The sequence below is a fragment of the Terrihalobacillus insolitus genome, from assembly GCF_028416575.1.
Taxonomy (GTDB): Bacteria; Bacillota; Bacilli; order Bacillales; family Amphibacillaceae; genus Terrihalobacillus; species Terrihalobacillus insolitus.
The window spans coordinates 1-23,617 of the sequence record NZ_JAMQKB010000008.1; the positions used below are offsets into that span (position 1 = coordinate 1).

A 23,617-nucleotide genomic window follows, 5' to 3' on the forward strand; every position below is an offset into this window, starting at 1 on the left:
TTCGATATTTCACAACTAACACAAGGTGGTAATACATCAAGAATACTGAATGATTATTACTGTCTAATTTCATTGTTATATCAATCCTTATACTTTATAATACTGATTATACCGCATTGAGAAAAAAGACAAAAGAAAAAGCGTTTGGGCTGTCGCCCAAACGAAATTTATCTCCCCCTTACCGTTGGGCTAAGCCCTTCACACGCTTGAAGAGGGAGACTTCTTTCGGAAGTACGTTAAAAATGATTCCAAAATCCGTCACAAACGATTTAAGCGTTAAAGTGGATGAAATGCAGAAAAATGAAATACCTAGAAATTGGTTTATGGGCATATTGTTCATCATAATATGGGTTTTGATTGTCATATGGTTCGGAGAGTTTGTTTTCACCCTATTCTATTGAAATTGAAATGACATGAACAATGATGAAATTCTTAAAGTGGGTGTTCAAAAGTCGGTGGACTCCATTTCCTTTAATTATTTTCAACCTCCGTGATAATACGTTCTATTTTATATTGTAGTCCATACGTAATGGCTGCTAATGAAACAGAAGTGCAAAAAAATTGAAAATACGTCATTCTTTTAAGTTCAAAAAATTGAACCTTTTTAAAAAATTTCATTACATGAAATACGAAAAAATAATCCGCTACAATATTAAGGAACATGTATTTCAAGAAGTTACCATATGCTAGCCTAAACATCCATAAAGTGGTTACAAAAAATAATCCACAAATAAATGAAAAATCTAAACTAGAGTAAGGAAAAAGAGGATTCTTTACTTTCCAGAGTTTCCTTTTATCTGCAACTACACTAAACAGACTTAGGATTAAGTCCACAAACGTAGTAGCAGGAAGAAATCGGATGAAAGATTTTTTTCCAATTAGAGGCACTGTAATCCAAGGTAAAACAAGTATGCCCCAAGCGAGGATTTTCCTTACTGACATAATATGACCTTCTTTCTTATAGATAATATTAGGATTCCTATAAAGGATACAAATATACGAATGAAGTACCTAAAGGATCCAATTCACAGGTGCTGCAAAAATATGAGTTCTACTTGCTTTAATCAATGTTGGCTTAATTGTAGCGGGCTATTTAGAAGACATTTTTGATACATGATAGTGTACAAAGTCTTACAATAATTGCGTCTGATACCAAAAAAGTGATGTTGAGGGGACGGAACACAGAAATAGACATAAATAAAATGTGTACAAACATTGATTTCGTGGTATAATTAACATAGAAAAATTTTAAGTGCATACAATAATAAAGACCGCCCATGCTAGAACATGGAACGGTCACAATAGGCCGAACCCCGTCAAGAGGGGAAAGGTAGCGTGCGAAAATAATCCCTCACGAACCTGCTAAAGTGCATGAGGGATTATTTTTTATGGTTATTATCAGAAACGATAAACGCAACTAACATCCCGAAGGATATCATGAGCGTTAGCGCACTAACAATGTCCATTGGCAAGCACCTCCCTCCCTGGGAAGTCTCCCAACGAAGACTAACGGTAGATCGACAGTGCCACCAAACCCCGCATGCGAAGCCAGTCTATTGTGTTTTATTATAACATATTGCTTTCATTTATACTGTAATTACTAAGGTTATTTTTATTCAAACTGATCAGCCCAAAATCAGGCGTGTTTCTGTCTAATAGCCTTGAAGCGAAACAGTTTTGTTCCCGTCATGATGTCAACCTCCTTGGTACATTAAGCAGTGTATTGTACTCTTACTGTCTAAGTTCATTTTGGGGCTTAACAGCCTACACAATGAAGGATCACTTTAATTAATCCGTGGAATAATTTTTAATAATACTATATGTTCTTCTCATTTCAGGAATGTATAGTTTAATTCGTTGATAGATTTCATTAGCCACGTTTTCGTCATAGGTGTTGGACGTTAAATTTCGATCCTTAAGCATACTTAACCACATCTTCTCGTCATTAATCCAGCCTACTTTATATGCTTGTTGTAATGACTCTTTGGGTGTGGATGTTTGTATTCCTTCTGATTTCAGTATACGCTTAAGTGTCTTCCAAAACTGCTCAATCGTAAACTCAAATCTTTGAATTACACCATCAATCATGAGTTGGTTTTCCACTGGACCCTCAACCGCTTCCTCTAGTCTATTTAACGCCTTTCCTAAATTAACCAAGCTTTGATTTATCATTTCTTGACTCATATATGATCACCCCTTCTTTTCTAATTTTAGCTCTTAGCTCCTCTGATGCCTGTTCTAACCAAACGACATCAAAAAGCAATAAGGTGTTCATTTCTTCACGGATGACTAGGCTAAAATTCAACCAGTCATATTGCGAAAGATTAGGGGCTTGGACAGCAATATCGATATCTGACCGTTCATCGTGATCCCCTCTTGAACGGGAACCAAACAAAATGATTTTTTCGATGTCAATAAATTTGGAAGAATTTTCCTTTATTTCGTTTAAAATGGGTGGTTGAATATGTGGAACCATCATATCACCTTCGTCTTTTTTATATTATTATGCCACACTTCACCAAGTTTTTCTAAATCCTTAAAAAAGGATGGTTGCTCTTAATCTTTTGCTATTGCTGTAGAGTTAATTTCAATTCTAATGACAGTATTCCATCGGTGGACTCAATCTGTAAAGGGTGGCGTAGAAATCTAGTTGTCCAACTACTACTAAAATGGCATAATTATTTTACAGAATAGTATAATTTCTCGAGAGGCTGGTCATCGGATGAACTATCGTCAATTAGGAAAAACGGAAAGGTAAGCGAGTTGATGTTTGCGGCCAGCACTATTGTCTCATTTGGAGCTTATTTCGCCTAGGTTATTGTCATATCGATTCAATAAAAATAACCGACAGTTCACGCCATATAATTAAATCTGTTCATAAATAATACACTACATCAAAAGTTGTAGAAAAGTTCGATCTAATTTCCGTGCTATTTGATTAGTACAGTGTGTATCCTATCCTAGGAGGTGTTTGAATTGAATCCAAAGCATGCTTTAGTAATCGGTGGAACAGGAATGTTGAAGGATGTTTCGCTTTGGCTTACAAATGAAGGATTTATAGTATCAATAATAGGAAGAAGCAAAAGTAAACACCTGGATTTGGTAAATAAGGCATCCCACCCTGAGTTAATCAATAGCTTGATGGTAGATTATAACAACCATTCATTACTTGAAGAGGGGATTAGAGATGCAATTGGGAAACATGGTCCAATTGCATTAGTAGTAAGTTGGACACCTTCTCTTCCTTCATTAGAGATAGCCAACAATATAATTTCCGAACAAAGCCGTAAATGGAAGTTTTTTCAAATAAAAGGAAGTAGGAGGTATTTTAACGATGATTCTCTAAATGTCTCTTCCAGTTGTGAACATAGAAGCATTTATTTGGGTTTTGTAATTGAGAATAATCACTCCAGATGGTTAACGAATCGAGAAATAGCTCAAGGTGTTATTAAAAGTGTTATAGATGATTCCAAGCAGTCAATCATAGGAAGACTTCACCCGTACGAAAAACGTCCAAAATATTAAGTGCAAGGATAAAGAAATGCAATTATTTCAATATCATCACTGGACAAATTTTGTTGAAGAAACGGAAAATTTTTATGTGCAAAATGGTTTCCATGTTCCTAGGCGATAAGAAATTATGTGAAGTGTTTTATTTAAACAATCGTCGAAGTTTAGAAGAAGAACGAAAAATCTTAATTTATGGTGAGGAGTGACTGTTTGTTTATACGAAAGGCTGCAAATGGCGATAGTGAAGCCATCTACAACGTTCATTTTGATACGATAAAAAATGTATGTAGTTCCCATTATACGCAAAGCCAAGTAAAAGTTTGGGCAGGGAAGATAAAGCCAAATGCATACTTAGAAAATATTGAAAGCAAAGAAATGCTTGTTGCAGAAATAAATGATAAAATTGTAGGGTTTGGTCAACTGAATCTTGATAATAGTGAAATTGAAGCGGTCTATGTTCGTTCGAGTAATCTTAGGATGGGCGTAGGTCAACGGTTGTTCCAAAAACTTGAGATGATTGCAAAAGATAATGGGCTTCAAAAGTTAAGTCTAATTTCTTCACTAAATGCTATTGAATTCTATAAACGGTTGGGGTTTATTCCCAAAGAGGAAACGGTTCATAAAATTGCAGAAGATACTGTCTTGCAATGTGTGGAGATGGAAAAAGTTTTATAAGAAATATACCTGAATTATTCATACCTCTTAGCTAAGTTATGAATGAAATCAAAATTAAATTTTTTTATTCATATGAAAAAGTTCAGAGGGTTTGGCTACCATAAATGATGTTTTATAATGAATGCTTGAAAATAGTCGGTTTTTGGGCAGACTACTCCCTTGATCAGATATTGAATTTTTTTTTAAAAAAATGTAGTAGGTTTACTCTAGTTTTAGGTTCTGAATCCGCCGAAGCACTTTCCAAAAGAATTCTTGGTATACGAAACTTGACGATAACTTATAGTAAAGGATCGTCCTGATATTACTAATTTGCTAGCCACTTTAATAATCCGTGTGCGAATCGTCTCTATTTGCATGTTCTTTTGTTTCTCTGGGAAACAAAGTGTGCGCAGCCAATTCGTTAGGTTATAAGCTAACATACTCAACATCATCTTCACTTCGTTTACTTGGAAAGAATGACTATTCATTTTATCTAAATAGAAACCATTCTTGGCTTCCTTGATGTAATTCTCCATCGTCCCTCTTTTTTGGTAAGTAAGGACGATATCCTTGGGAGAAAAGGCATCTACCAAATTAGTCACAAAGAAAGAATGGACAAAGAATAATTCGCCTGCAGGACGAACAGATTTTATAATCACTTTTCCTGCCTTAGACCATGATTTTGATAAATGGTTTCCTCATAATAGCATTCCGTCTTAGAAATATCGGATGGAATAGATGAAGGATGGAGTTCATCCGCAATTCGTTGTAGATTTGCATTTGATTTGAGTCGAATAACACCGTTAGAAGTATAGACACTTCCAGGGCATAGCTTCGCTTTGATAAAGTCACCTGTTACCCCATCGAAAGCAACTAATGGGTTGAAACCAATTGTTCCATAATGGGCATTGTAAGCCGCTGATTATTGTTCCCCGTAGGTATCTAAATGCGTAGAATCCAAATCAAAGATGAGTGCCTTTGACTCTCTGAATTGATGAACCTTGTCAATAAGCGCTTGATTCGCTTGATTCGCTTGATTCAATTGTTCCATATATTGGTTATCAAACCGTCTGAAAAAACGAGATAAGCTGGGTTGAGAGGCTAACGCATCTGTTCGAATGATGTGAGTAAACACAGGATCTTTCGTTAATTGGTCAGCCGCTTCGTCCTCGGAGTATCCATCAATAATTTGATAGAGTTTTTGACGAAGCGTAAATTTTCATTTGAATGGACATAGTAAAGTCTGTTGTCTTTTAGATGCAGATGCTGAGCCAATGTTTTGAAAAACCTATTTTTTTATCGAGTTCTCTAATGACGAATTCATCCGTATCAGAGGGAAGAGAACCTCCGTTATTTGACATAGTGCAAATATTCTTGACAATCTTATTAATCAACGTTATAATTAAATTATCATGGTACAGCAATGGCTTGGATGTTTCTATGATAAGGTTACAGTAAATGTAGCGCGTGGCGTTGGGGATCGCCTGCCCATCTATGATGGGTGTCTCCCCGTACATATATCAACTACTAAGACCTTAGCTATATGAATGTAGCTGGGGTCTTTTTTTACATTAAATTGTAAATGCATAAGTAATGTCAAAGTCTGAAATTCGATATTTTGGGAAAACTAGTAAAAAACTATGGTAAGGGATGGTTTGAAATGAAAGATTTAGATTATCGCATTGGTCTTGATATTGGAACAAATTCTGTTGGATGGGGAATAATAGAACTTGAACGTAACGGAAATAATAATTATAAGACTGTTGGTATTATAGATTCTAATGTTCGAATGTTTGATAAAGCAGAAATCCCCAAAACAGGGGCTTCCTTAGCTGAACCACGCCGTTTGGCAAGGTCATCACGAAGGAGGTTGCACAGACACAGTGACCGCAAACGAGAAATCCGAAAGCTCCTGGTACAATTTGATGTACTAAATGAAATGGAATTAGAGCAGCTCTATCCATTAAAGCGTCGTTCAATAGATATTTGGGATATTCGTTTGGAAGGATTAGATCGATTGTTGAGCAGGCACGAATGGGCTAGGTTACTAATCCATCTTGCTCAAAAGCGTGGTTTTAAATCAAACCGAAAATCGGAAGAAAAGGAAGCGGAAACTGGTCAGGTTATATCTAGTGTCAGACAAAATAAGGACCGGTTAGCCAATTATCGCACAGTGGGTGAGATGTGGATGTCTGACCCTGAGTTTACAAAGTATGGTAGGCGACGCAATACGAGGAATGAATATGCTTTTAATGTAAGTCGTAGCGATTTAGAGCAGGAAATTGTAACATTATTTGAAATGCAGCGTGGATTTCAATCTCCCCATGCTATGGAAGACTTACAGAGTGCATATTTAAAAATCTGGAATCACCAATTGCCCTTTGCTTCAGGTAATTCGATTTTAAAAAAGGTTGGCAATTGCTCGCTTGAGGAAAATGAGCAACGAATACCAAAAGCATCTTACACATTCCAGTATTATATGGCATTGGATAAAATTAATCGAGTTCGAATTGGTCCAGATATTCAGCCATTGTCAGGAGAACAGCGTGCAATTTTATTAAAAAAATTATTTGACCGAAATGATTTGACCAAGCGGAAAACAGCACCTGAAGTAAAATACTCCGATATTCGGAAATGGCTGGACCTTGATGAAAACCTAAAATTCAACGACCTGACCTATGATCCTAAAGAAAAGCTTAGTAAGAATGAGAAACTTACATTTGTTAATATGAATTTTTATTATGAAATTAAGCGAATAATCGATATTTATACGAAAGAAACAGGTGAATTATACAGTGTGATAGATTTTGATGTAATCGGTTTTGCGTTGACAGTCTATAAAACGGATAAGGATATCTATCAATATTTGAAGAATTCCAAAAACCTAGCAAAGAAAGTTTTTGATGATGCTTTAATTGAAATGCTGCTTCCATTATCTTATTCTAAGTTTGGTCATCTATCGTTCAAAGCAATCAACAATCTGTTGCCTTATATGGAAAATGGATTATCTTTTAAAAAAGCAGCAGATGAATATGGCTACGACACAACAGGCTTAAAAAAAGCAAAACGTGAGGCGTTATTACCTCCAATTCCTGATGATATAGCGAATCCAGTAGTCAAACGAGCCCTTACCCAATCCAGAAAGATTGTTAATTCTATCATAAAAAAATACGGACCACCTGTCTCTATTCATATTGAGCTTGCCCGAGAACTCTCAAAAACTCACGAGGAAAGAAACAAAATAATAAAAAAGCAAAAAGTTAACTACGAAAGAAATACAGGAGCAATAAAAGTCTTAAAAGATGGTGGAATCTTACAACCAACGGGTTATGATATTGTCCGGTATAAATTATGGACGGAGCAAGAGCAAAAGTGTGCTTATTCACTAAAGCCAATCCCTGCGGAAGAATTTTTCAACGAATTAAAAAAGGAAAGAAATAATGCCCCAAACCTAGATGTGGACCATATTCTGCCTTACAGTCAGAGTTTTATGGATAGCTATCAAAATAAGGTTCTTGTTTATAGTGATGAAAATCGTAAAAAAGGTAACAAAATTCCATATGAGTATTTTGGACATGATTTAAACAAATGGGAAGCGTTTCAAGATTACGTTAACAACACTAATTTTTCTAAAGTTAAGAAACAATATTTATTAAAAAAAGAATTCTCAACGCATGAAGAAGAGTTGGTGAAAGAAAGACATTTGAATGATACCCGGTATATCAGCCGTTTTTTCAAAAACTTTGTTGAAAAGAAATTGGTGACAAAAGATCCAAACTTTAAAAAGAGAGTTGTTACGGTTAGTGGTCGAGTGACTTCACATTTACGGAGTCGATGGGGGCTTGAAAAACATAGAGATAAAACCCATCTTCATCATGCACTAGACGCGATTGTTGTTGCATGCACAGATGACAGTACAATTCAGCAGGTAACGAATTATCATAAAATGAAAGAGAATAATGCTAAAGTAAAAAAATATCCATTTCCGCAGCCTTGGAAGAATTTTCGTGATGAACTTATTGCTCATCTAGCTGAAGTACCAAAGCCAAAAGAAATTCATAAGGCGCTGGAAAACAATCTTCCGCTTCCTAGGTACATGCTGGTATCTCGTGTGGCCAGTCGATCAGTTACTGGAGCAGCACATAAAGATACGATTTTGATGGATGGAGGAATCGACAAGAAAAGTGGCAAAGCCATCATCGTAAAACGAGTACCATTAAAAGATATCAAATTTGATAAGGATGGCGATTTTGCGATGGTGAATAAGGAGACGGATCCTGCCACCTACCATGTGATTAAGGAACGTTACCTCTCCCACGGAGGCAATAAAAATGAGGCATTTGAAGAACCCCTTTATAAACCAAGTAATAAGGGGAAAGGCAATCCCATCCGCCGTGTGAAAGTCGAAGTGGAAAAACGTTCTCATGTCCGGAAAGTAAATGGCGGAGTTGCCCAAAACGGTGACCTTGTTAGAATTGATTTATTTGTGAAGGACGGTAACTATTATATGGTTCCTGTATATGTAATGGATACCAGTTTGCCTGAATTACCAAATAAAGTGGTAACTGTAGGGAAAGGTTATGAACTATGGAAAGAATTAGATGATACGTATGTATTCCAGTTTAGTTTGCATCCCTATGATTTAGTTCGTATGGTCATGGGGGAAAAAGATCGGTTTCTCTATTTCAGTACCATTGATATTGACAAAAATCGGATTATTTTTAAAGAACCAAACGAGCCACATGAACCATCCGACCGGCGCTATTCTATTAGAAAAATAGATAAAATGGAAAAATACCAAGTTGGAATTTTAGGAGATTTATCTCTAGTTAAAAGAGAGTCACGGCAGACATTTAATAATAGAAAAGATAAGAAAGAAAAAGAATACAGCAGGTAGAAATTCTATCTGCTGTATTCTTTTTATGGTATTGGGAGAGAATAATAGATAGGAGATAGGAGATAATAGGATGAAAGGAGAAGTTGTTATGAGCTGGCGACATGTCATGATTGCCAATAATGCACGACTATCAATTAAAAACTCTCAATTAATTATTAAGCAGGATGAAGTTTTTTCTATTCCATTAAGTGATATAGCTTCCATAATGATTGAGGCTCCAGCGGTAACCATCACCGCAAATGTATTAAGTGCATGTGCAGAGCATAAAGTAAGTTTATTTACATGTGATTCAAAGAAACTTCCAAACGGAATATGGACTGGGTATCACCAGCACTCTCGGCAATTAATGGTTTTGGAAACTCAGTTTGCATTATCAAAACCATTTAAAAAAGGATATGGCAACAAATTATCAGGCGAAAAATAATAAATCAAGCGAAATGTCTTGATATTTTAGGGAAAGATGGAGGAGACAAATTAAGAAATATAGCAAAAATGGTTGAATCAGGGGATGCCTCCAATAGAGAATCTGTCGCAGCAAAGTTGTATTTTTCCAGATTATTTGATTCCACTTTTACTCGTCGGTCCACAGACCCAACTAACCGACTATTGAATTACGGTTATGCGGTGATTAGAGGGTTGGTTGCCAGATCACTGGCCAATTATGGGTTAACTACTTGCCTTGGACTCCATCATGACAATCAATTAAATGCATTTAATTTAGCAGATGATTTTATGGAGGTATTGCGCCCCGTTGTTGATTGTCATGTTGCTAGACAAGAGGATATTGATAGATGGGATTCCAAGATTCGCGCAGATTTAGTTAGTTTAGCAAATATATCTATTATAATATCTGGTGAAACGTATTCTGTTACAGCAGCAATTGATGAGATGGTAAAAAGTTTCGTTTCGTGTTGCCGAAATCAAGATTACTCATTATTGAAATTAATGGAGTTAATTCCGATGGGGGTACATCAATATGAATAGGAGGGGTTTTATGCGCATTGTGTTATTTTTTGATCTTCCAGTTAAAACCAAAAAGCAAAGAAGGGATTACACTCGTTTTCGTAATTATTTACTTAATGATGGCTTTGATATGATGCAGTTCTCTGTATACTGCAGACTTTGTAACGGGCATGAATCAATGGAGCGACAGCTTGAAAATGTAAAAAGAAACCTACCTCCTAAAGGTTCAATCCGAGCCCTGCCGGTAACAGAAAAGCAATACGAACGCATGAGATTATTATTAGGAGATAAAACTATTAATGAAGAGAAAGTAACCATTAATCAATTGACTTTGTTTTAAAAAGGTCGAATAAACTTCTTAATATTTGGAAATAATAAATGATTTGCCGTATAAAATGTTGTGGAAATGGACATAATGTAATTAAGATAAGGAAGAAAATCGATTAGAATTTTGAAAAAGACATAAAATGCAGGTTATAAGTAAGGATTTCTTTTAAAAAATATTAATCAAAAAACCTGCATTGTACTGTTTCTGCAGGTTTTTTGACGCGTATCATAGCACAGCAATGGCTTTGATGGAGCTATGACCTCTTTAATCCATTCCCAGATACGTTTTTCATCATAGCACAGCAATGGCTTTGATGGAGCTATGACTCGATGTGTTTGAAAATTCCTTTAAACTAATCATAGCACAGCAATGGCTTTGATGGAGCTATGACTTAGTAGCTAACAACATTACTTTAACTACTATCATAGCACAGCAATGGCTTTGATGGAGCTATGACGCGTATCAACGAATTTGCTAAGAAGGAAAAATCATAGCACAGCAATGGCTTTGATGGAGCTATGACATACCATTGCAGTGCCAAACGTTTATCACGATCATAGCACAGCAATGGCTTTGATGGAGCTATGACCTGTACTTTACTGTCATATCAACGGTTTAATCATAGCACAGCAATGGCTTTGATGGAGCTATGACGAGTAAGTGAAGTATGTGCTTTAACTTGGGATCATAGCACAGCAATGGCTTTGATGGAGCTATGACCAGGGTGGTAGTAGGTCAGCCTATAGGATCATCATAGCACAGCAATGGCTTTGATGGAGCTATGACATCTAGCCCCCTACTCGTCGTCGCCCTGGTATCATAGCACAGCAATGGCTTTGATGGAGCTATGACAAATTTTCTCCGTTTAAAATCCTTTCATGTATCATAGCACAGCAATGGCTTTGATGGAGCTATGACCAATAGATTCTCTTGCTTTTGTAAGATCAAATCATAGCACAGCAATGGCTTTGATGGAGCTATGACAAATTTTCTCCGTTTAAAATCCTTTCATGTATCATAGCACAGCAATGGCTTTGATGGAGCTATGACATAAAAGATTTGAAGATGCCGAATCATTGAATCATAGCACAGCAATGGCTTTGATGGAGCTATGACCTTTCACCCAAGCAGTACCATTGTGAACCTATCATAGCACAGCAATGGCTTTGATGGAGCTATGACAGTATTTGGCAGGGAATTGTTACAGTTGCAATCATAGCACAGCAATGGCTTTGATGGAGCTATGACAACTATACCAATGGGAAAAAGAAAACAACTATCATAGCACAGCAATGGCTTTGATGGAGCTATGACATAATGTAGTGGATAATGTGAAAAATGGGAATCATAGCACAGCAATGGCTTTGATGGAGCTATGACATCACTTATATCATTTATCACATATCCATTATCATAGCACAGCAATGGCTTTGATGGAGCTATGACTCGGAGTGTTCGAATTCCATAATGATCATTATCATAGCACAGCAATGGCTTTGATGGAGCTATGACCTTTTGAAAGGTGATAAAAATGACTGATCAATCATAGCACAGCAATGGCTTTGATGGAGCTATGACTTTCGTAGAGGTCGTCGACTTTGCAGTTTAATCATAGCACAGCAATGGCTTTGATGGAGCTATGACCATAATAATCAAGGCAATATCTATTTTGATATCATAGCACAGCAATGGCTTTGATGGAGCTATGACACTTCTAATGGATATGTGATAAATGATATAATCATAGCACAGCAATGGCTTTGATGGAGCTATGACTCAATTACATCACACTCCTTATCTTTTAATATCATAGCACAGCAATGGCTTTGATGGAGCTATGACTTTGGTGGCCAAAGTGCAACGAGTCAATTTATCATAGCACAGCAATGGCTTTGATGGAGCTATGACGAAGTTCAACTAATGGTGAACCATTATAAAATCATAGCACAGCAATGGCTTTGATGGAGCTATGACTTAACCACATCCTTACTTTTTATCAAATTTATCATAGCACAGCAATGGCTTTGATGGAGCTATGACACAACAGCTACTGCTTATGATGTCAACGTAATCATAGCACAGCAATGGCTTTGATGGAGCTATGACAGCATTATGGATCATTAACTGTGCCGTTGGATCATAGCACAGCAATGGCTTTGATGGAGCTATGACGATCTACCTTTTATCCAGTTTGATAATTGAATCATAGCACAGCAATGGCTTTGATGGAGCTATGACCGATATGTTCAAGTGAGTGCGATTGACGAGATCATAGCACAGCAATGGCTTTGATGGAGCTATGACAGCGAATGTAGATTTATTTACTGCACCAAAATCATAGCACAGCAATGGCTTTGATGGAGCTATGACAAGGCAAGATGGGATATTTGGTTATGCCTTATCATAGCACAGCAATGGCTTTGATGGAGCTATGACCTTAATGTTTCTAGGTGTTGGTGGAAAAAGATCATAGCACAGCAATGGCTTTGATGGAGCTATGACCACCACCAACATTTACATTTGGTACACTACCATCATAGCACAGCAATGGCTTTGATGGAGCTATGACAAATGGGTTCGGTTAGTATTTTTTGCGAGCGTTGAGTCATAATCGTTTAGTCTTTGAATCCAGTGAGGAATTGCTTATGGGAAAACGGCAGTATTATTTTTTGTGAAAGAAACTATCCAGATAAATATCGCTATTATCATTTCTAGTCCATACAAAAGAGCAATTCAAACGGTAAAGGGAGTCGCAAATTTCATCTTTCACATTAAGAACTCCTATATGCAGGAAATTGTTAAAGGTATTTTTTGGAGGGTAGATAATGATCGAAATTCAATTAGCAGAAGAAAAACATGTAAATGGCATTATAAATGTCTGTACGGCAGGTTATAGATTCGTTTCAGAAGGGATCTTACCTTTTGATTATGTTGAATGCAGATGCAATGAGTTTTATAACATTGAAAGGGTAAAAAAAGAAGTTGCAGAGGTTAATCGATACTGGGGAGGTTATTTTGTTGCGTTGGAAAATAATCTGGTTATAGGGGCAGGTGGAGGTGGAATGATTAATGAAAATTCAAGTGAATTATTTGTACTTTACCTAAATCCAGAAAGGCGAAATGAAGGAATTGGTACAAAATTATTAAATGCGATAACAGAGCAGCAAAAAAGACTTGGGGCAATAGAGCAATGGGTATCGGTTCAAAAAGATAACGATAAAGGAATTCCTTTTTACGAAGCAAAGGGATTCCAATTCCAGGAAGAGATTAAATCGTTTGAAAGTAAACCTGAAGATAATGTTATTTCTTTAAGATATAAAAGGCATATAGGGCTATAATGTCACAAGTAATATCTAATGATGGCTGTTTCGGAAACGACACTGTCGCCGAAAAACACCTTTTGTAACCGACATGAGATTCGACTAAAAATAATAACCGTTTCAGATGGCGGTTATCTCAATTTTTGAATAATATGTACAAATTCCATTGCTGCGGATTTATTAATACCCTTGAGGTTACACTAGCTACGGATGGAGGAAATTTACCAGAGTAAGTCATTACAAATATCTTGAATTAGAGATATATTAAATGGTAATATGTAAAATAGAGCTAAATAAATTGTGATAGTCTATTGAATTAGTAGGTGGAATTGCAATTATGCTAGGAATAGGTACACGTATTGTTGCACTTCTATTTGGACTGATCATGCTCGGTGCAATCTCTACAGTTAAGTTGCCTAATGGTTTCCTAAATGGTTATGTTTATGATCTTGTGTTATTGGATGTTGCAGTTCACATGATCTTAAATGGTAGTAAATTATATTATCTCGGTCAGCTAATACTTAAGGGGAGGGAATCATAAGAGATTAATTTTTCTACAATACCTCAAAATCGAGAGGTATGAATTAAATATATAATATTTTTTATCTTAATGGGAATAAAAAGAACAGAAAATCATTGAAATGGTTGATTTTCAATGGAGGTGGTTCTTATAAGGAATAAAAAAATAATCAGAAGTGGGTGTAAAATATGGGGTATTTAGACAAACTATTTAACAAATCAAAGGAGATGGATAATATGTCAAATGTGAAATTAGCTGTAGTTTTTTATAGCATGGGTGGAACAAACTATCAATTAGCAAAATGGGCTGAAGAAGGAGCAAAAGAAGCAGGTGCGGAGGTAAGAGTCTTAAAGGTACAAGAATTAGCTCCACAATCCGTCATTGAGGGAAATGAAGTATGGAAATCAACCGTTGATGCAACAAAAGACGTTGCAGAAGTAAGTTCAGACGATGTAGAGTGGGCAGATGCTATTATTTTCAGTACACCAACACGTTTCGGTAACATGGCATCCCAAATGAAACAGTTTCTTGATACACAAGGTGGAATATGGGCAAACGGTAAGACAGTTAATAAAGTTGTAAGTGCGATGTCTTCTGCTCAAAACCCACATGGTGGTCAGGAAGCAACAATATTGTCATTATATACTTCTATGATGCACTGGGGTGCTATTATTGCTACTCCTGGTTACACGGATCCAGTACTATTTGGTGCAGGTGGAAATCCTTATGGAACAAGTGTATCAGTCGACCAAGATGGTAAGATGGTTGAAGACGTAGAAGCTGCAGTAAAGCATCAAGCTAAACGTACTGTTACAGTTGCTGAGTGGGTTAAGAAAGGAAATCAATAAAATTCTTTAGCGTAAAAGGAGCCAAATGAATGGCTCCTTTTTAGTACAATTTATTCTAGTTTACATAATATATATTATCGGAAGTAATAAATATAGCATCTCATAAAACAAGTATACTTAAGTTATTGAGATTTTTTGAAAAAAATTTTCATCTATTACTCACAACATAGCAAAAAGACATGTGATCGATCACATGTCTTTTCTTAATTCTTGTATCGGTTGCGTCTTTTGAACGTGATATAATTTAAGTGTTTCCTCATAAAATTCAAGTAGTTGTTCGGATGGTTTTCTCCAACTAAATTTCTCTGCTTCATTTCTTGCATTTATTCTTACCTGATTCATAAGATCTTTACTTTCAATTAAATTCACAGCTTTCATAAGGCTATTTATATTTTCATTTTCATAAAGAAATCCTGTTCGTCTATCATCTATTTGTTCATTTGTAGGTCCGCTTTTTGCTGCAATCACGGGTAACCCTGAGGCCAAGGATTCCAAAATGACCAATCCAAGCGTTTCTGTAACGGATGGGAAAATAAAGGCATCTGCTGACGCGAATGCTTGAGAAAGTTCTTTGCCATGCATAAGACCTGTGAAAAGCGTGTTCGTACCAGCAAATTCTTTCTCAAGTGTTTCTCGTTCAGGCCCATCACCAACAATCGCCAAACAAATATCGTTTCTTTTTTCAAGTAATGGCTTGATTTTAGGGATTTCTTTTTCAGCTGCAAGTCTCCCGACGAATAAAAGAAGTTTTTTATCGTTTTGACCGTTTGTTAATCGATTTCTCATGTCCGTACTGTTGAAATTAGGGTGGAATTTGTGAATATCCACTCCCCTTTTCCATACATGAACATTATGGAAACGTTTGTCATCTAATTCTTGTTTAATTGCTTTAGAGGTACAGAGATTCATTCGTGCCATATTATGAAGCTTGCGAAAATAGCTCCAGAAAATGGGCTTCAACGGCCGATATAATCGATAAAAATCAAGATATTTCGGAACGTGTGTATGATACGAAGCAATTAAAGGGTATCCTAACTTCTTTGCATAATACACACCCGTCGCCCCTACTAAAGCGGGATTAACGACATGAACTAGATCCGGGTTATATGTTTCAAGAAGCGTTTTTACTTTTCGTTGGGGTAATGAAAACTTTTTATACCGATACACTGGTATTGTTGTTGCTTTTACACCAACTACTTTTGCTCCTTCATATTCTGTCACACCTAAATCGGGTGCAATAACAAGGACTTCGTGGTTTTGCTGTCTTAAATATTTAATTGCCTCGGTTAATCGAGTAACGACACCATCTGTTGATGGTAGAAATGTTTCTGTGATAATGGCTATTTTCAATGCTTAAAATCCCCTTCTAGTTCCAAGAAATGGATGGAAGAACATTTTCCTTAATAACACGGTCCTTGTTACCTAGCGCGGCAGAGAGAATGTCATGTAAAACATCATCAGTCAACAAATTTGGTTCTAATCCTAAGTCACGAAGTTTTGTATTTACTGCGTGGTAGTAGTGGTCTTCTGCTTCTACACGAGGATTTTCAATATGTGTTATATTGACACCCAGTCCTTCCGCTTCTCCCACTTTTTGTACTTTTTCGGCGAGTTCTTTGACTGAAAAATATTCTGTAAATTGATTAAAAACACGGAATTCCCCTTTATCAGCAGGATGATTCGCTGCGATTTCTACACAACGCACCGTATCTTTAATATTCAAAAATGCTCGTGTTTGTCCACCTGATCCATAAACAGTTAAGTCATGTCCAACTGCAGCCTGTATTAAAAAACGATTTAAAGCTGTACCATACACACCATCATAATCTAATCTATTAGACAAAACTGGATCAAGCATTGTTTCGTCCGTATGTAATCCGTATACAACTCCCTGATTTAAATCGGTTGCTCTTATACCCCAAATTTTGCAAGCAAGCATTATATTATGGCTGTCGTGTACCTTTGACAGGTGGTAAAAAGAGCCTGGTTGTTTCGGGTAGGGAAGCTTGTCTTTTCTTCCATTATGCTCAATTTCAATGTACCCTTCTTCAATATCAATGTTGGGTGTGCCATACTCGCCCATCGTACCTAACTTAATTAAGTGACAGTCAGGTGCATACTCTTTAATGGCATACAATACGTTTAAATTGCCGATCACATTATTTTGTTGGGTATATACCGCATGCTCTCTGTCTATCATCGAATATGGTGCAGATCGTTGCTCAGCAAAATGAACAAAAGCTTCTGGTTGCGTTTGTCTGAAAACCTCTGTTAGGAAATCATAATGATTAAGATCACCAATATACGTTTTAATTTCGTTACCTGTTATATCTTTCCATTGTTTTACTCGTTCTTCTAAGGAATAGATTGGTGTTACTGAATTGGATCGTAGTTCATCATCAATTTTTCTGCGAACTAAGTTGTCCACGATGCTTACATCGTGTCCTTGTTTTGATAAGTATAATGCAGTCGGCCAACCACAAAAACCGTCTCCTCCAGCTACTACTATACGCATAGTTCCCCTCCAAATTATCTATATAATTTTCTTTACTATTATAAGATAACATTAATTAATTAAAAATTAGAACCAATTTGTATTATTTTTGTGTAAAAAAAAATGTAATTCATTATATTTTTAATTGGTGAGACAAATAATGAGAAATGATATCGTTAAATGCAGTTGCTTTTTTCGTAGGAACTTGATGGGATGTACCAGGAATAAGTCCCATATGATAATTTGAACACCTTTTGTAATAAGATTTATAGTTCTTTATCCAAAATTCATTTGAACCATATATGAGCAGTAGCGGCATTGTAAAATAAGGTAATTGTTTTACACAATTATATCGAAATGTTTCAACGTAAAATTGATACCAATGCCGTAAACTGCTTTTCATCATATGATGATAGAGCACAAATTTGAATGATTTACTTTTGGCATGACTACCTGAAATGATCTGCGCTAACAATCGAGGAGATCGCTTTAACATACTCATTCCTATTTGATACTCCGCAGTCAAAATTGTGGTATCTACTTTTGGATATCCACCAGACAAAATCAAAGCTTTTGTTTTTGATGGATGTGCCAATGCAAAAGCTTGGGCTATACTTCCTCCTGCTGAATAACCAACTAATACGACTTCTTCTATGTTTTCTTTGTTTAATATAAGTTTTATTTCATCGATGTAGGTCTGAATAATGGATCCTTTTAATTCGCCTACCGAATCGCCATGGCCACTTAAATCTGGTAAGAGAATTCGATAGGAGTTAGCGAGCGGCTTTTGATATTCAAATACTTTTCTTCCCATCCCTGGTGGATGTATGAATAAGATTGGAATTCCTCTTCCTATGTCCTCATAATAAGTCGTGCCTTTTTCATCCGTAATGTTTTTCATAGGAACACCTTTACCCACCTTTCATTTTAATTAGGGGATCCATCTGAACAAGGAACCTTCATTCAAGTTCACCTTGTTTCCGAATGATCCACTTTTCCTAATGGGCGTTTTGCTGGGCCTTCCACAATCTCTCCAGTTGGTTTGTATCTAGATCCATGACACGGACAGTCCCAGGTACGATCACCTTGATTCCATTCAACTTCACATCCTAAGTGCGTACACGTAGTATCAACCATTGTCACCTCTCCACTTAAATTCCGATACACACCAATTCTTTTGCCATTTATACGTATGATTTTCCCTTCACCCTTTTGCACGTCATCAACCGTATTGTTTGTGTATTCAAGTTTTCCATGTACCAAGTGCTTTGCAACATCTGAATTGATTTTCATAAACTGTTTCACATCAGGATCCGCATGGAATCGAGACGGAGCAAATAAGTCAAGGTAGTGATGTTCATCCTTCGTAATAAAATCACACAACATTTTTGCTGCGGCAGTACCATTTGTCATGCCCCACTTACGATAGCCTGTTGCAACTAATATATCGGGCTGATCTTTTGTTAATGGTCCTACATATGGTACCTTATCTAATGTAGTTAAATCCTGAGCCGACCAACGATAAAGATATTCTTGAAGACCAAACGTTTGATACGCAAATTGCTCTAACGCTTCATAATGATTGTATGTTGGCTCACCTTGCCCTGTCTTGTGACTTTCACCAACGACAAGCCATAGTTGATCGCCATTGTGTGTGGTAGAACGGATGGATCGTGTTGGCTCCTCTGCGTTAATGTACATTCCACCTGGAAATTTTTTGTCTGTCTTTACTCCAATTATATAAGACCGTTCTGGATACATACGTGCTGAAAAAAATCCTTGACCCTCATGAAATGGAAAATGTGAGGCGGAAACAATATACTTGCAACGAATGCGGTTTCCGTTCCTTGTTAGAATATTATTTTTGTTGCCATATTCAATATCAACAGCAGTAGTATTTTCGTAAATTTGTGCCTTATCTTTTATCTCGTTTATAAGCACTTTTAAATACTTTAGAGGATGAAACTGTGCTTGATTTTTCATAATCAATGTTGATTTGACTGGTATCTCAAATGGAAGTTTGTCTGTGAAACCTCGAGGTATACCTATCCGATCATACGCATTAGCTTCTTTACTAATTTTGTTAACGTATTTGTCGGAATTTGTATAGATATAGGCATCCTCTTTTGATAAATCACAATCGATATTATGATCCGATACAATATCCTTTATTAATTGCATCGCTTCTATATTGGCTTGGTAGTACATTCGTGCTTTTTCTAGACCAAAATGTTGAATAAATTCATCATAAATGAGTCCGTGTTGTGCGGTGATTTTAGCTGTTGTATGGCCGGTTACTCCGTTTGACAGTGTTCCTGCATCTACTAAAACTACATCAATCCCTTGTTTTACTAATAAATAAGCTAGTGTTATCCCTGTTATCCCTCCACCAACAATTCCTACTTCTGCATCGTGAATATTTTTATCTAAGGTTGGAAATGTTGGTATATCAACAGAATCTCTCCAATACGGCTCTGGAATTTTTGGTATGTCATAGTTTTTTTGCTTTGATTGATTCATATTACCCTCCAGCATGATTAAGTATATGAGAGTATTTTCTGTCAAATTTTTTATTTCATGTATTTTTTGAATGAAAAAAGCCGCAATGATTGCTCATTACGACTTTTTCATTCTTTATCTATTTGCAAAAAATTCACGATTTAAGGCAATATATTCATTTTCTTGTTCAGGGATCTCGTCCTCCATAAAAATGGCCTCAACTGGACAGACGGCCTCACATGCGCCACAATCGATACAAATATCTGGATCGATATAAAACATATCTTTGCCTTCTTCTATGCAATCTACTGGACAAACCTCTACGCATTCGCCAGCTTTTTCTGTTTTACAAGGTGATGTAATGACAAAAGCCAAGTAAATTCTCCTCCTTTATCTATTCAAACAAAAGAATGTTAGATTATCAATTTTTTTAACTCTTTGTACATCATAGCGGATATTTTATATTGGTGCAATGGTTTCGTTTTTATAATAGTGCGTGTTCAAAAAGTCGCCGAATTAGAAGCAAGCCAACGAAGAGATGCGCAGCTTATCATTTGGTGACTTTTTGAACAACCTCTAATAGAACCATTTTCTTATATACTTTTGTTTTAAAATATTATCCAACACAAAAACTTGGCCAATTACTCTTGATTGCCAAGTTGTGTTATCTATAAAATAACTCGTCTTTCCACCCAGTCCTAACAGCGGTAGCCTTAGTGCAAATAATTTTATAATTTCTATTAGTATAAAAAAGACATTCACACGCCATTATCCATACAGCTCTTGATCTTTCCAAATCCGTTCTACTACGTATTCACCACCCGTTTTTTGAACCATAAAAATATCAGGGTTGGTGAACCCCTTCCAATGACTAAAACCAATATCTGCTTGGAATTCTTTTAATAATAAAGCAAGTAAATTCCCGTGCGTTACGAATATAGCTGTTTGTTCCTCATTACTGGATTCTATTTCTTGTAACAATTGCTTTATCCTGCTTATCGCATCATTAGAAGATTCTCCGCCAGGTAATTTAAAGTTCATATCAGAAAAAGATTGCTCTAAAACATCAAGCCAATCGTCAATTGGTTCCTCACTTAAAATTCTTTCCTGGAGACGATCATCTACCTCAACTGTTATATTTCTATTTTCTGCATAAGGCTTAATACTTTCTATTGCTCGCAAGTACGGACTTGAGACGATTCGATCAATCTGAATTCCATAACGATCAAAAAAATTGGCTAGAGCTTGTGCTTGTTGTACACCTTTTTTAGTAAGAGGTGAATCTTTGTGCTGACCTTCTGCATTGCAATGCCGAATTAAAAATAACTTTTTCATCTAAGCACCATCTCCTCGAACAAGCTTATCTATATTATCACGGAAAATTGTAAAAATTACAAGAACTATTGTAATCTTTCCATGGTTTTAAGGTTTAATTTCCAATCAGGTGGAGTCGAGACTCCATTCCCGATGTTACAGCTTGCCGAAACGAGTCCACTTCTAAACGCATCGATTAAGCAAGCGTTTCCACAACATTTCCATTGTCTCCAACTTTAAATTATTTATGCACATGAAAAAACCGACCTCCAAATGATCGGTTTTTATGCTCTGTATTATACCTCTTTAAAATAATCTTTCCTGAAGCCGCCAATACGATTCGTATTATCAATAATGAAGTAAAACTCATCCGTTTCGTTTTTTACATCATACAGCTTTCCTGGTGTTAAAACATTATTTACGACAAACTTTTTTGCATCTGCGTGTATACATTTAATTTGCTTTAATGTTTGATTCGTTTCCCATCCTTTATGAATCATAATCGACGGTGCCTCCTCTAATAGATCGTTATTTTATATTGATATGTTGATTATACCATTCCTTTGCCTTTAAAACCTCTTCCCTTGTCAATTGGTGGCCGTTATTTTCCCAGTGTGTGGTAACATCTGCTCCAGCATTCGTTAACAATTCCACTAATGCTTCTGTTTCCTCTGGCTGAATAAGTGGGTCATTTGTTCCAGCACCGATGAATACGTGATGGGAATTAAGGTCAGGTAGTTTCTTGTTCCTAATTGGTACCATTGGGTGAAATAAAATTGCATGTTCAAGTGACGAAGCATAATGAAAGAGTAAGCTTCCAGCAATGTTGGCTCCGTTTGAAAAACCGATTCCAATAACATGCTGTCGATCAAATCCAAAATTATCGGCCGCCTCATCTAGAAAATGATGTAGTTCTTCTGTACGCTCAATCAAATCTTGCTCATCAAAAACGCCTTCTCGTAGTCGCTTAAAGAATCGAGGCATTCCATTTTCCATGACGTTTCCTCTTACTCCAAGAACCGAAGCATTCGGATCAATCATTTGCGCTACGGGGAGTAAATCTCGCTCCGTCCCCCCTGTTCCATGTAAAATGACTAAAGTTGGTGCATTAGAATCGGATCCTTTTTGAAAAAAGTGGTGCACGGTGCTTCCTCCTAATTTTTAGTTTACATAATATTATTATTGGAAACAAGTCTATTTATCTCGAATTAAAGATAATTATACCTTAACAAAAGAAAGAATGCAAAACGAACGTCAATGTACATGATGCTACCCTTTTACTACCGATCGTAAAAGGGCGAAAAAAGACTAGTGAAACAAATAGGTTAAATAGTCATATCCCTCTTCGCGCATCTTATCTTTTGGAATAAAACGCATAGCAGCTGAATTCATACAATATCTTAGACCACCTTTATCTTTAGGGCCGTCTTCAAATACGTGACCTAAGTGTGAATTTGCCTCATTACTCCGAACCTCTGATCGGATCATCCCGTGAGATGTGTCTGTTTTTTCTTTTATTTGGTAGTGATCAATTGGTTTTGTGAAGCTTGGCCAACCACAGCCAGCATCATATTTATCCTTTGACGAGAACAATGGTTCACCTGAAACAATGTCTACATAGATACCCTCTTCTTCATGGTTCCAATATTCGTTTTGAAATGGTCTTTCGGTTCCATTTTCCTGTGTGACATGATATTGAATCGGGGTCAGTTTTGACTTTAACTCTTGTTGATCAATGGAAGGCTTCCAATGCTTTTCAATAAAATCAAGCCTGCCTGACCCCTTTTTATAAAGATTATAATGAAAGGATTGCTTTTTATAATAATCTTGATGCTTCTCTTCTGCGGGATAAAAGGTACTTGCTGGTAGAATTTTTGTCACAAGTGGCTTGTTAAATTTTCCACTGTTTTTGAGCTTTTCCTTTGATGCTTCCGCTGCAACTTTTTGTTTTTCATTATGATAGAAAATGGCAGTTTGATAGGAATCACCTCGGTCATGAAACTGCCCACCAGGATCTGTTGGGTCAATTTGTTGCCAAAACACATCAAGTAGCCGATCATAAGAAAAAATGGTAGGGTCAAATGTTATTTGAACCGCCTCAACATGTCCTGTTGTGTTTGTACAAACTTCTTCATAAGTCGGATTTTTCGTGGTTCCACCAGTGTAACCCGATAGAACCTGTTTTATTCCGGGTCTGGCATCAAATGGTTCAACCATACACCAAAAACAACCACCTGCAAACGTTGCTTTTTCAAGATCATTAGCCAAAG

Annotated in this window: 21 protein-coding genes, 2 pseudogenes and 1 CRISPR repeat array; of the genes and pseudogenes, 9 read left to right on the plus strand and 14 right to left on the minus strand. The window is 36.5% G+C overall.

Going from position 1 to position 23,617, the window contains the following annotated elements:
- From NC797_RS09320 to NC797_RS09335, 4 genes and pseudogenes are all read right to left on the minus strand, one after another.
- Positions 1-73, minus strand: a pseudogene (locus tag NC797_RS09320) (IS200/IS605 family transposase); the annotation flags it as partial.
- Between the two features lie 398 nt (positions 74-471).
- A complete protein-coding gene (locus NC797_RS09325) occupies positions 472-942 on the minus strand; it encodes a hypothetical protein (RefSeq protein ID WP_272436513.1) in 471 nt (156 codons plus the stop codon).
- 846 nt (positions 943-1,788) lie between these two features.
- Positions 1,789-2,184: a nucleotidyltransferase substrate binding protein gene (locus tag NC797_RS09330; RefSeq protein WP_272436514.1), complete on the minus strand. Its 396-nt coding sequence runs from the start codon at positions 2,182-2,184 to the stop codon at positions 1,789-1,791.
- Complete coding sequence (locus NC797_RS09335; RefSeq protein WP_272436515.1) at positions 2,150-2,479, minus strand: nucleotidyltransferase domain-containing protein; 330 nt, start codon at positions 2,477-2,479, stop codon at positions 2,150-2,152. Before NC797_RS09335 ends, NC797_RS09330 begins: the two co-directional genes overlap by 35 nt.
- A gap of 497 nt (positions 2,480-2,976) precedes the next feature.
- On the opposite strand from NC797_RS09335, the gene NC797_RS09340 reads away from it, so the two are divergent.
- Together NC797_RS09340 and NC797_RS09345 are read left to right on the plus strand one after the other, a co-directional pair.
- Positions 2,977-3,525: a Rossmann-fold NAD(P)-binding domain-containing protein gene (locus NC797_RS09340; protein ID WP_272436516.1), complete on the plus strand. Its 549-nt coding sequence runs from the start codon at positions 2,977-2,979 to the stop codon at positions 3,523-3,525.
- Positions 3,526-3,720: 195 nt separating this feature from the next.
- The gene (locus NC797_RS09345) at positions 3,721-4,185 is read left to right on the plus strand and encodes a GNAT family N-acetyltransferase (RefSeq protein WP_272436517.1); all 465 of its coding nucleotides are present in this window, start codon (positions 3,721-3,723) and stop codon (positions 4,183-4,185) included.
- A 201-nt stretch (positions 4,186-4,386) separates the two neighbouring features.
- Here the strand turns inward: NC797_RS09345 and NC797_RS09350 are convergent.
- Positions 4,387-5,525, minus strand: a pseudogene (locus NC797_RS09350) (IS1380 family transposase).
- Between the two features lie 299 nt (positions 5,526-5,824).
- Between NC797_RS09350 and cas9 the strand changes: the two are divergent.
- The 7 genes from cas9 to wrbA all read left to right on the plus strand — a co-directional run bounded on the left by cas9 (position 5,825) and on the right by wrbA (position 15,040).
- A complete protein-coding gene (cas9, locus tag NC797_RS09355) occupies positions 5,825-9,061 on the plus strand; it encodes a type II CRISPR RNA-guided endonuclease Cas9 (protein WP_272436518.1) in 3,237 nt (1,078 codons plus the stop codon).
- Between the two features lie 70 nt (positions 9,062-9,131).
- Positions 9,132-9,485: a CRISPR-associated endonuclease Cas1 gene (locus NC797_RS09360; RefSeq protein WP_272436519.1), complete on the plus strand. Its 354-nt coding sequence runs from the start codon at positions 9,132-9,134 to the stop codon at positions 9,483-9,485.
- 23 nt (positions 9,486-9,508) lie between these two features.
- On the plus strand, positions 9,509-10,045 hold the full coding sequence (cas1, locus tag NC797_RS09365; protein WP_272436667.1) for a type II CRISPR-associated endonuclease Cas1: 537 nt from the start codon (positions 9,509-9,511) through the stop codon (positions 10,043-10,045).
- 10 nt (positions 10,046-10,055) lie between these two features.
- Positions 10,056-10,364: a CRISPR-associated endonuclease Cas2 gene (gene cas2 / locus NC797_RS09370; protein WP_272436520.1), complete on the plus strand. Its 309-nt coding sequence runs from the start codon at positions 10,056-10,058 to the stop codon at positions 10,362-10,364.
- A 212-nt stretch (positions 10,365-10,576) separates the two neighbouring features.
- A CRISPR array of direct repeats spans positions 10,577-12,921; the repeat unit is 36 nt; unit sequence ATCATAGCACAGCAATGGCTTTGATGGAGCTATGAC.
- 256 nt (positions 12,922-13,177) lie between these two features.
- Complete coding sequence (locus NC797_RS09375) at positions 13,178-13,690, plus strand: GNAT family N-acetyltransferase (RefSeq protein ID WP_272436521.1); 513 nt, start codon at positions 13,178-13,180, stop codon at positions 13,688-13,690.
- A 292-nt stretch (positions 13,691-13,982) separates the two neighbouring features.
- Complete coding sequence (locus tag NC797_RS09380) at positions 13,983-14,213, plus strand: DoxX family protein (RefSeq protein ID WP_272436668.1); 231 nt, start codon at positions 13,983-13,985, stop codon at positions 14,211-14,213.
- A 215-nt stretch (positions 14,214-14,428) separates the two neighbouring features.
- Positions 14,429-15,040 carry an NAD(P)H:quinone oxidoreductase gene (gene wrbA / locus NC797_RS09385; protein ID WP_272436522.1) on the plus strand — a complete coding sequence of 204 codons (612 nt, stop codon included), beginning with the start codon at positions 14,429-14,431 and terminating at the stop codon, positions 15,038-15,040.
- Positions 15,041-15,229: 189 nt separating this feature from the next.
- Here wrbA and NC797_RS09390 read toward each other — a convergent pair whose 3' ends face one another.
- The 9 genes from NC797_RS09390 to msrB all read right to left on the minus strand — a co-directional run bounded on the left by NC797_RS09390 (position 15,230) and on the right by msrB (position 23,615).
- Entirely contained in the window at positions 15,230-16,390 is a 1,161-nt protein-coding gene (locus tag NC797_RS09390) for a glycosyltransferase (protein WP_272436523.1), read from the minus strand.
- Between the two features lie 16 nt (positions 16,391-16,406).
- A complete protein-coding gene (locus tag NC797_RS09395; protein WP_272436524.1) occupies positions 16,407-17,555 on the minus strand; it encodes an NAD-dependent epimerase/dehydratase family protein in 1,149 nt (382 codons plus the stop codon).
- A gap of 112 nt (positions 17,556-17,667) precedes the next feature.
- Positions 17,668-18,435: an alpha/beta fold hydrolase gene (locus NC797_RS09400; protein WP_272436525.1), complete on the minus strand. Its 768-nt coding sequence runs from the start codon at positions 18,433-18,435 to the stop codon at positions 17,668-17,670.
- Between the two features lie 68 nt (positions 18,436-18,503).
- The gene (locus NC797_RS09405) at positions 18,504-20,054 is read right to left on the minus strand and encodes an FAD-dependent oxidoreductase (RefSeq protein ID WP_272436526.1); all 1,551 of its coding nucleotides are present in this window, start codon (positions 20,052-20,054) and stop codon (positions 18,504-18,506) included.
- Between the two features lie 114 nt (positions 20,055-20,168).
- Positions 20,169-20,408 (minus strand): indolepyruvate ferredoxin oxidoreductase subunit alpha, encoded by a 240-nt coding sequence (locus NC797_RS09410; RefSeq protein WP_272436527.1) that lies wholly within the window; start codon positions 20,406-20,408, stop codon positions 20,169-20,171.
- A gap of 393 nt (positions 20,409-20,801) precedes the next feature.
- Positions 20,802-21,368, minus strand: a complete 567-nt coding sequence (locus NC797_RS09415) for a histidine phosphatase family protein (RefSeq protein ID WP_272436528.1) — start codon at positions 21,366-21,368, stop codon at positions 20,802-20,804.
- 275 nt (positions 21,369-21,643) lie between these two features.
- Positions 21,644-21,847 (minus strand): DUF6501 family protein, encoded by a 204-nt coding sequence (locus NC797_RS09420; RefSeq protein WP_272436529.1) that lies wholly within the window; start codon positions 21,845-21,847, stop codon positions 21,644-21,646.
- A gap of 28 nt (positions 21,848-21,875) precedes the next feature.
- On the minus strand, positions 21,876-22,490 hold the full coding sequence (locus NC797_RS09425) for an alpha/beta hydrolase (RefSeq protein ID WP_272436530.1): 615 nt from the start codon (positions 22,488-22,490) through the stop codon (positions 21,876-21,878).
- A gap of 165 nt (positions 22,491-22,655) precedes the next feature.
- Positions 22,656-23,615: a peptide-methionine (R)-S-oxide reductase MsrB gene (msrB, locus tag NC797_RS09430; RefSeq protein ID WP_272436531.1), complete on the minus strand. Its 960-nt coding sequence runs from the start codon at positions 23,613-23,615 to the stop codon at positions 22,656-22,658.
- Positions 23,616-23,617 lie beyond the last annotated feature (2 nt).

Bases quoted from the DNA above. Each gene is read 5' to 3' on its own strand.
- NC797_RS09325 (WP_272436513.1), bottom strand. From the start codon at position 942: ATGTCAGTAAGGAAAATCCTCGCTTGGGGCATACTTGTTTTACCTTGG.
- NC797_RS09330 (WP_272436514.1), bottom strand. From the start codon at position 2,184: ATGAGTCAAGAAATGATAAATCAAAGCTTGGTTAATTTAGGAAAGGCG.
- NC797_RS09335 (WP_272436515.1), bottom strand. From the start codon at position 2,479: ATGATGGTTCCACATATTCAACCACCCATTTTAAACGAAATAAAGGAA.
- cas9 (WP_272436518.1), top strand. From the start codon at position 5,825: ATGAAAGATTTAGATTATCGCATTGGTCTTGATATTGGAACAAATTCT.
- NC797_RS09360 (WP_272436519.1), top strand. From the start codon at position 9,132: ATGAAAGGAGAAGTTGTTATGAGCTGGCGACATGTCATGATTGCCAAT.
- cas2 (WP_272436520.1), top strand. From the start codon at position 10,056: ATGCGCATTGTGTTATTTTTTGATCTTCCAGTTAAAACCAAAAAGCAA.
- NC797_RS09375 (WP_272436521.1), top strand. From the start codon at position 13,178: ATGATCGAAATTCAATTAGCAGAAGAAAAACATGTAAATGGCATTATA.
- wrbA (WP_272436522.1), top strand. From the start codon at position 14,429: ATGTCAAATGTGAAATTAGCTGTAGTTTTTTATAGCATGGGTGGAACA.
- NC797_RS09395 (WP_272436524.1), bottom strand. From the start codon at position 17,555: ATGCGTATAGTAGTAGCTGGAGGAGACGGTTTTTGTGGTTGGCCGACT.
- NC797_RS09400 (WP_272436525.1), bottom strand. From the start codon at position 18,435: ATGAAAAACATTACGGATGAAAAAGGCACGACTTATTATGAGGACATA.
- NC797_RS09405 (WP_272436526.1), bottom strand. From the start codon at position 20,054: ATGAATCAATCAAAGCAAAAAAACTATGACATACCAAAAATTCCAGAG.
- NC797_RS09415 (WP_272436528.1), bottom strand. From the start codon at position 21,368: ATGAAAAAGTTATTTTTAATTCGGCATTGCAATGCAGAAGGTCAGCAC.
- NC797_RS09420 (WP_272436529.1), bottom strand. From the start codon at position 21,847: ATGATTCATAAAGGATGGGAAACGAATCAAACATTAAAGCAAATTAAA.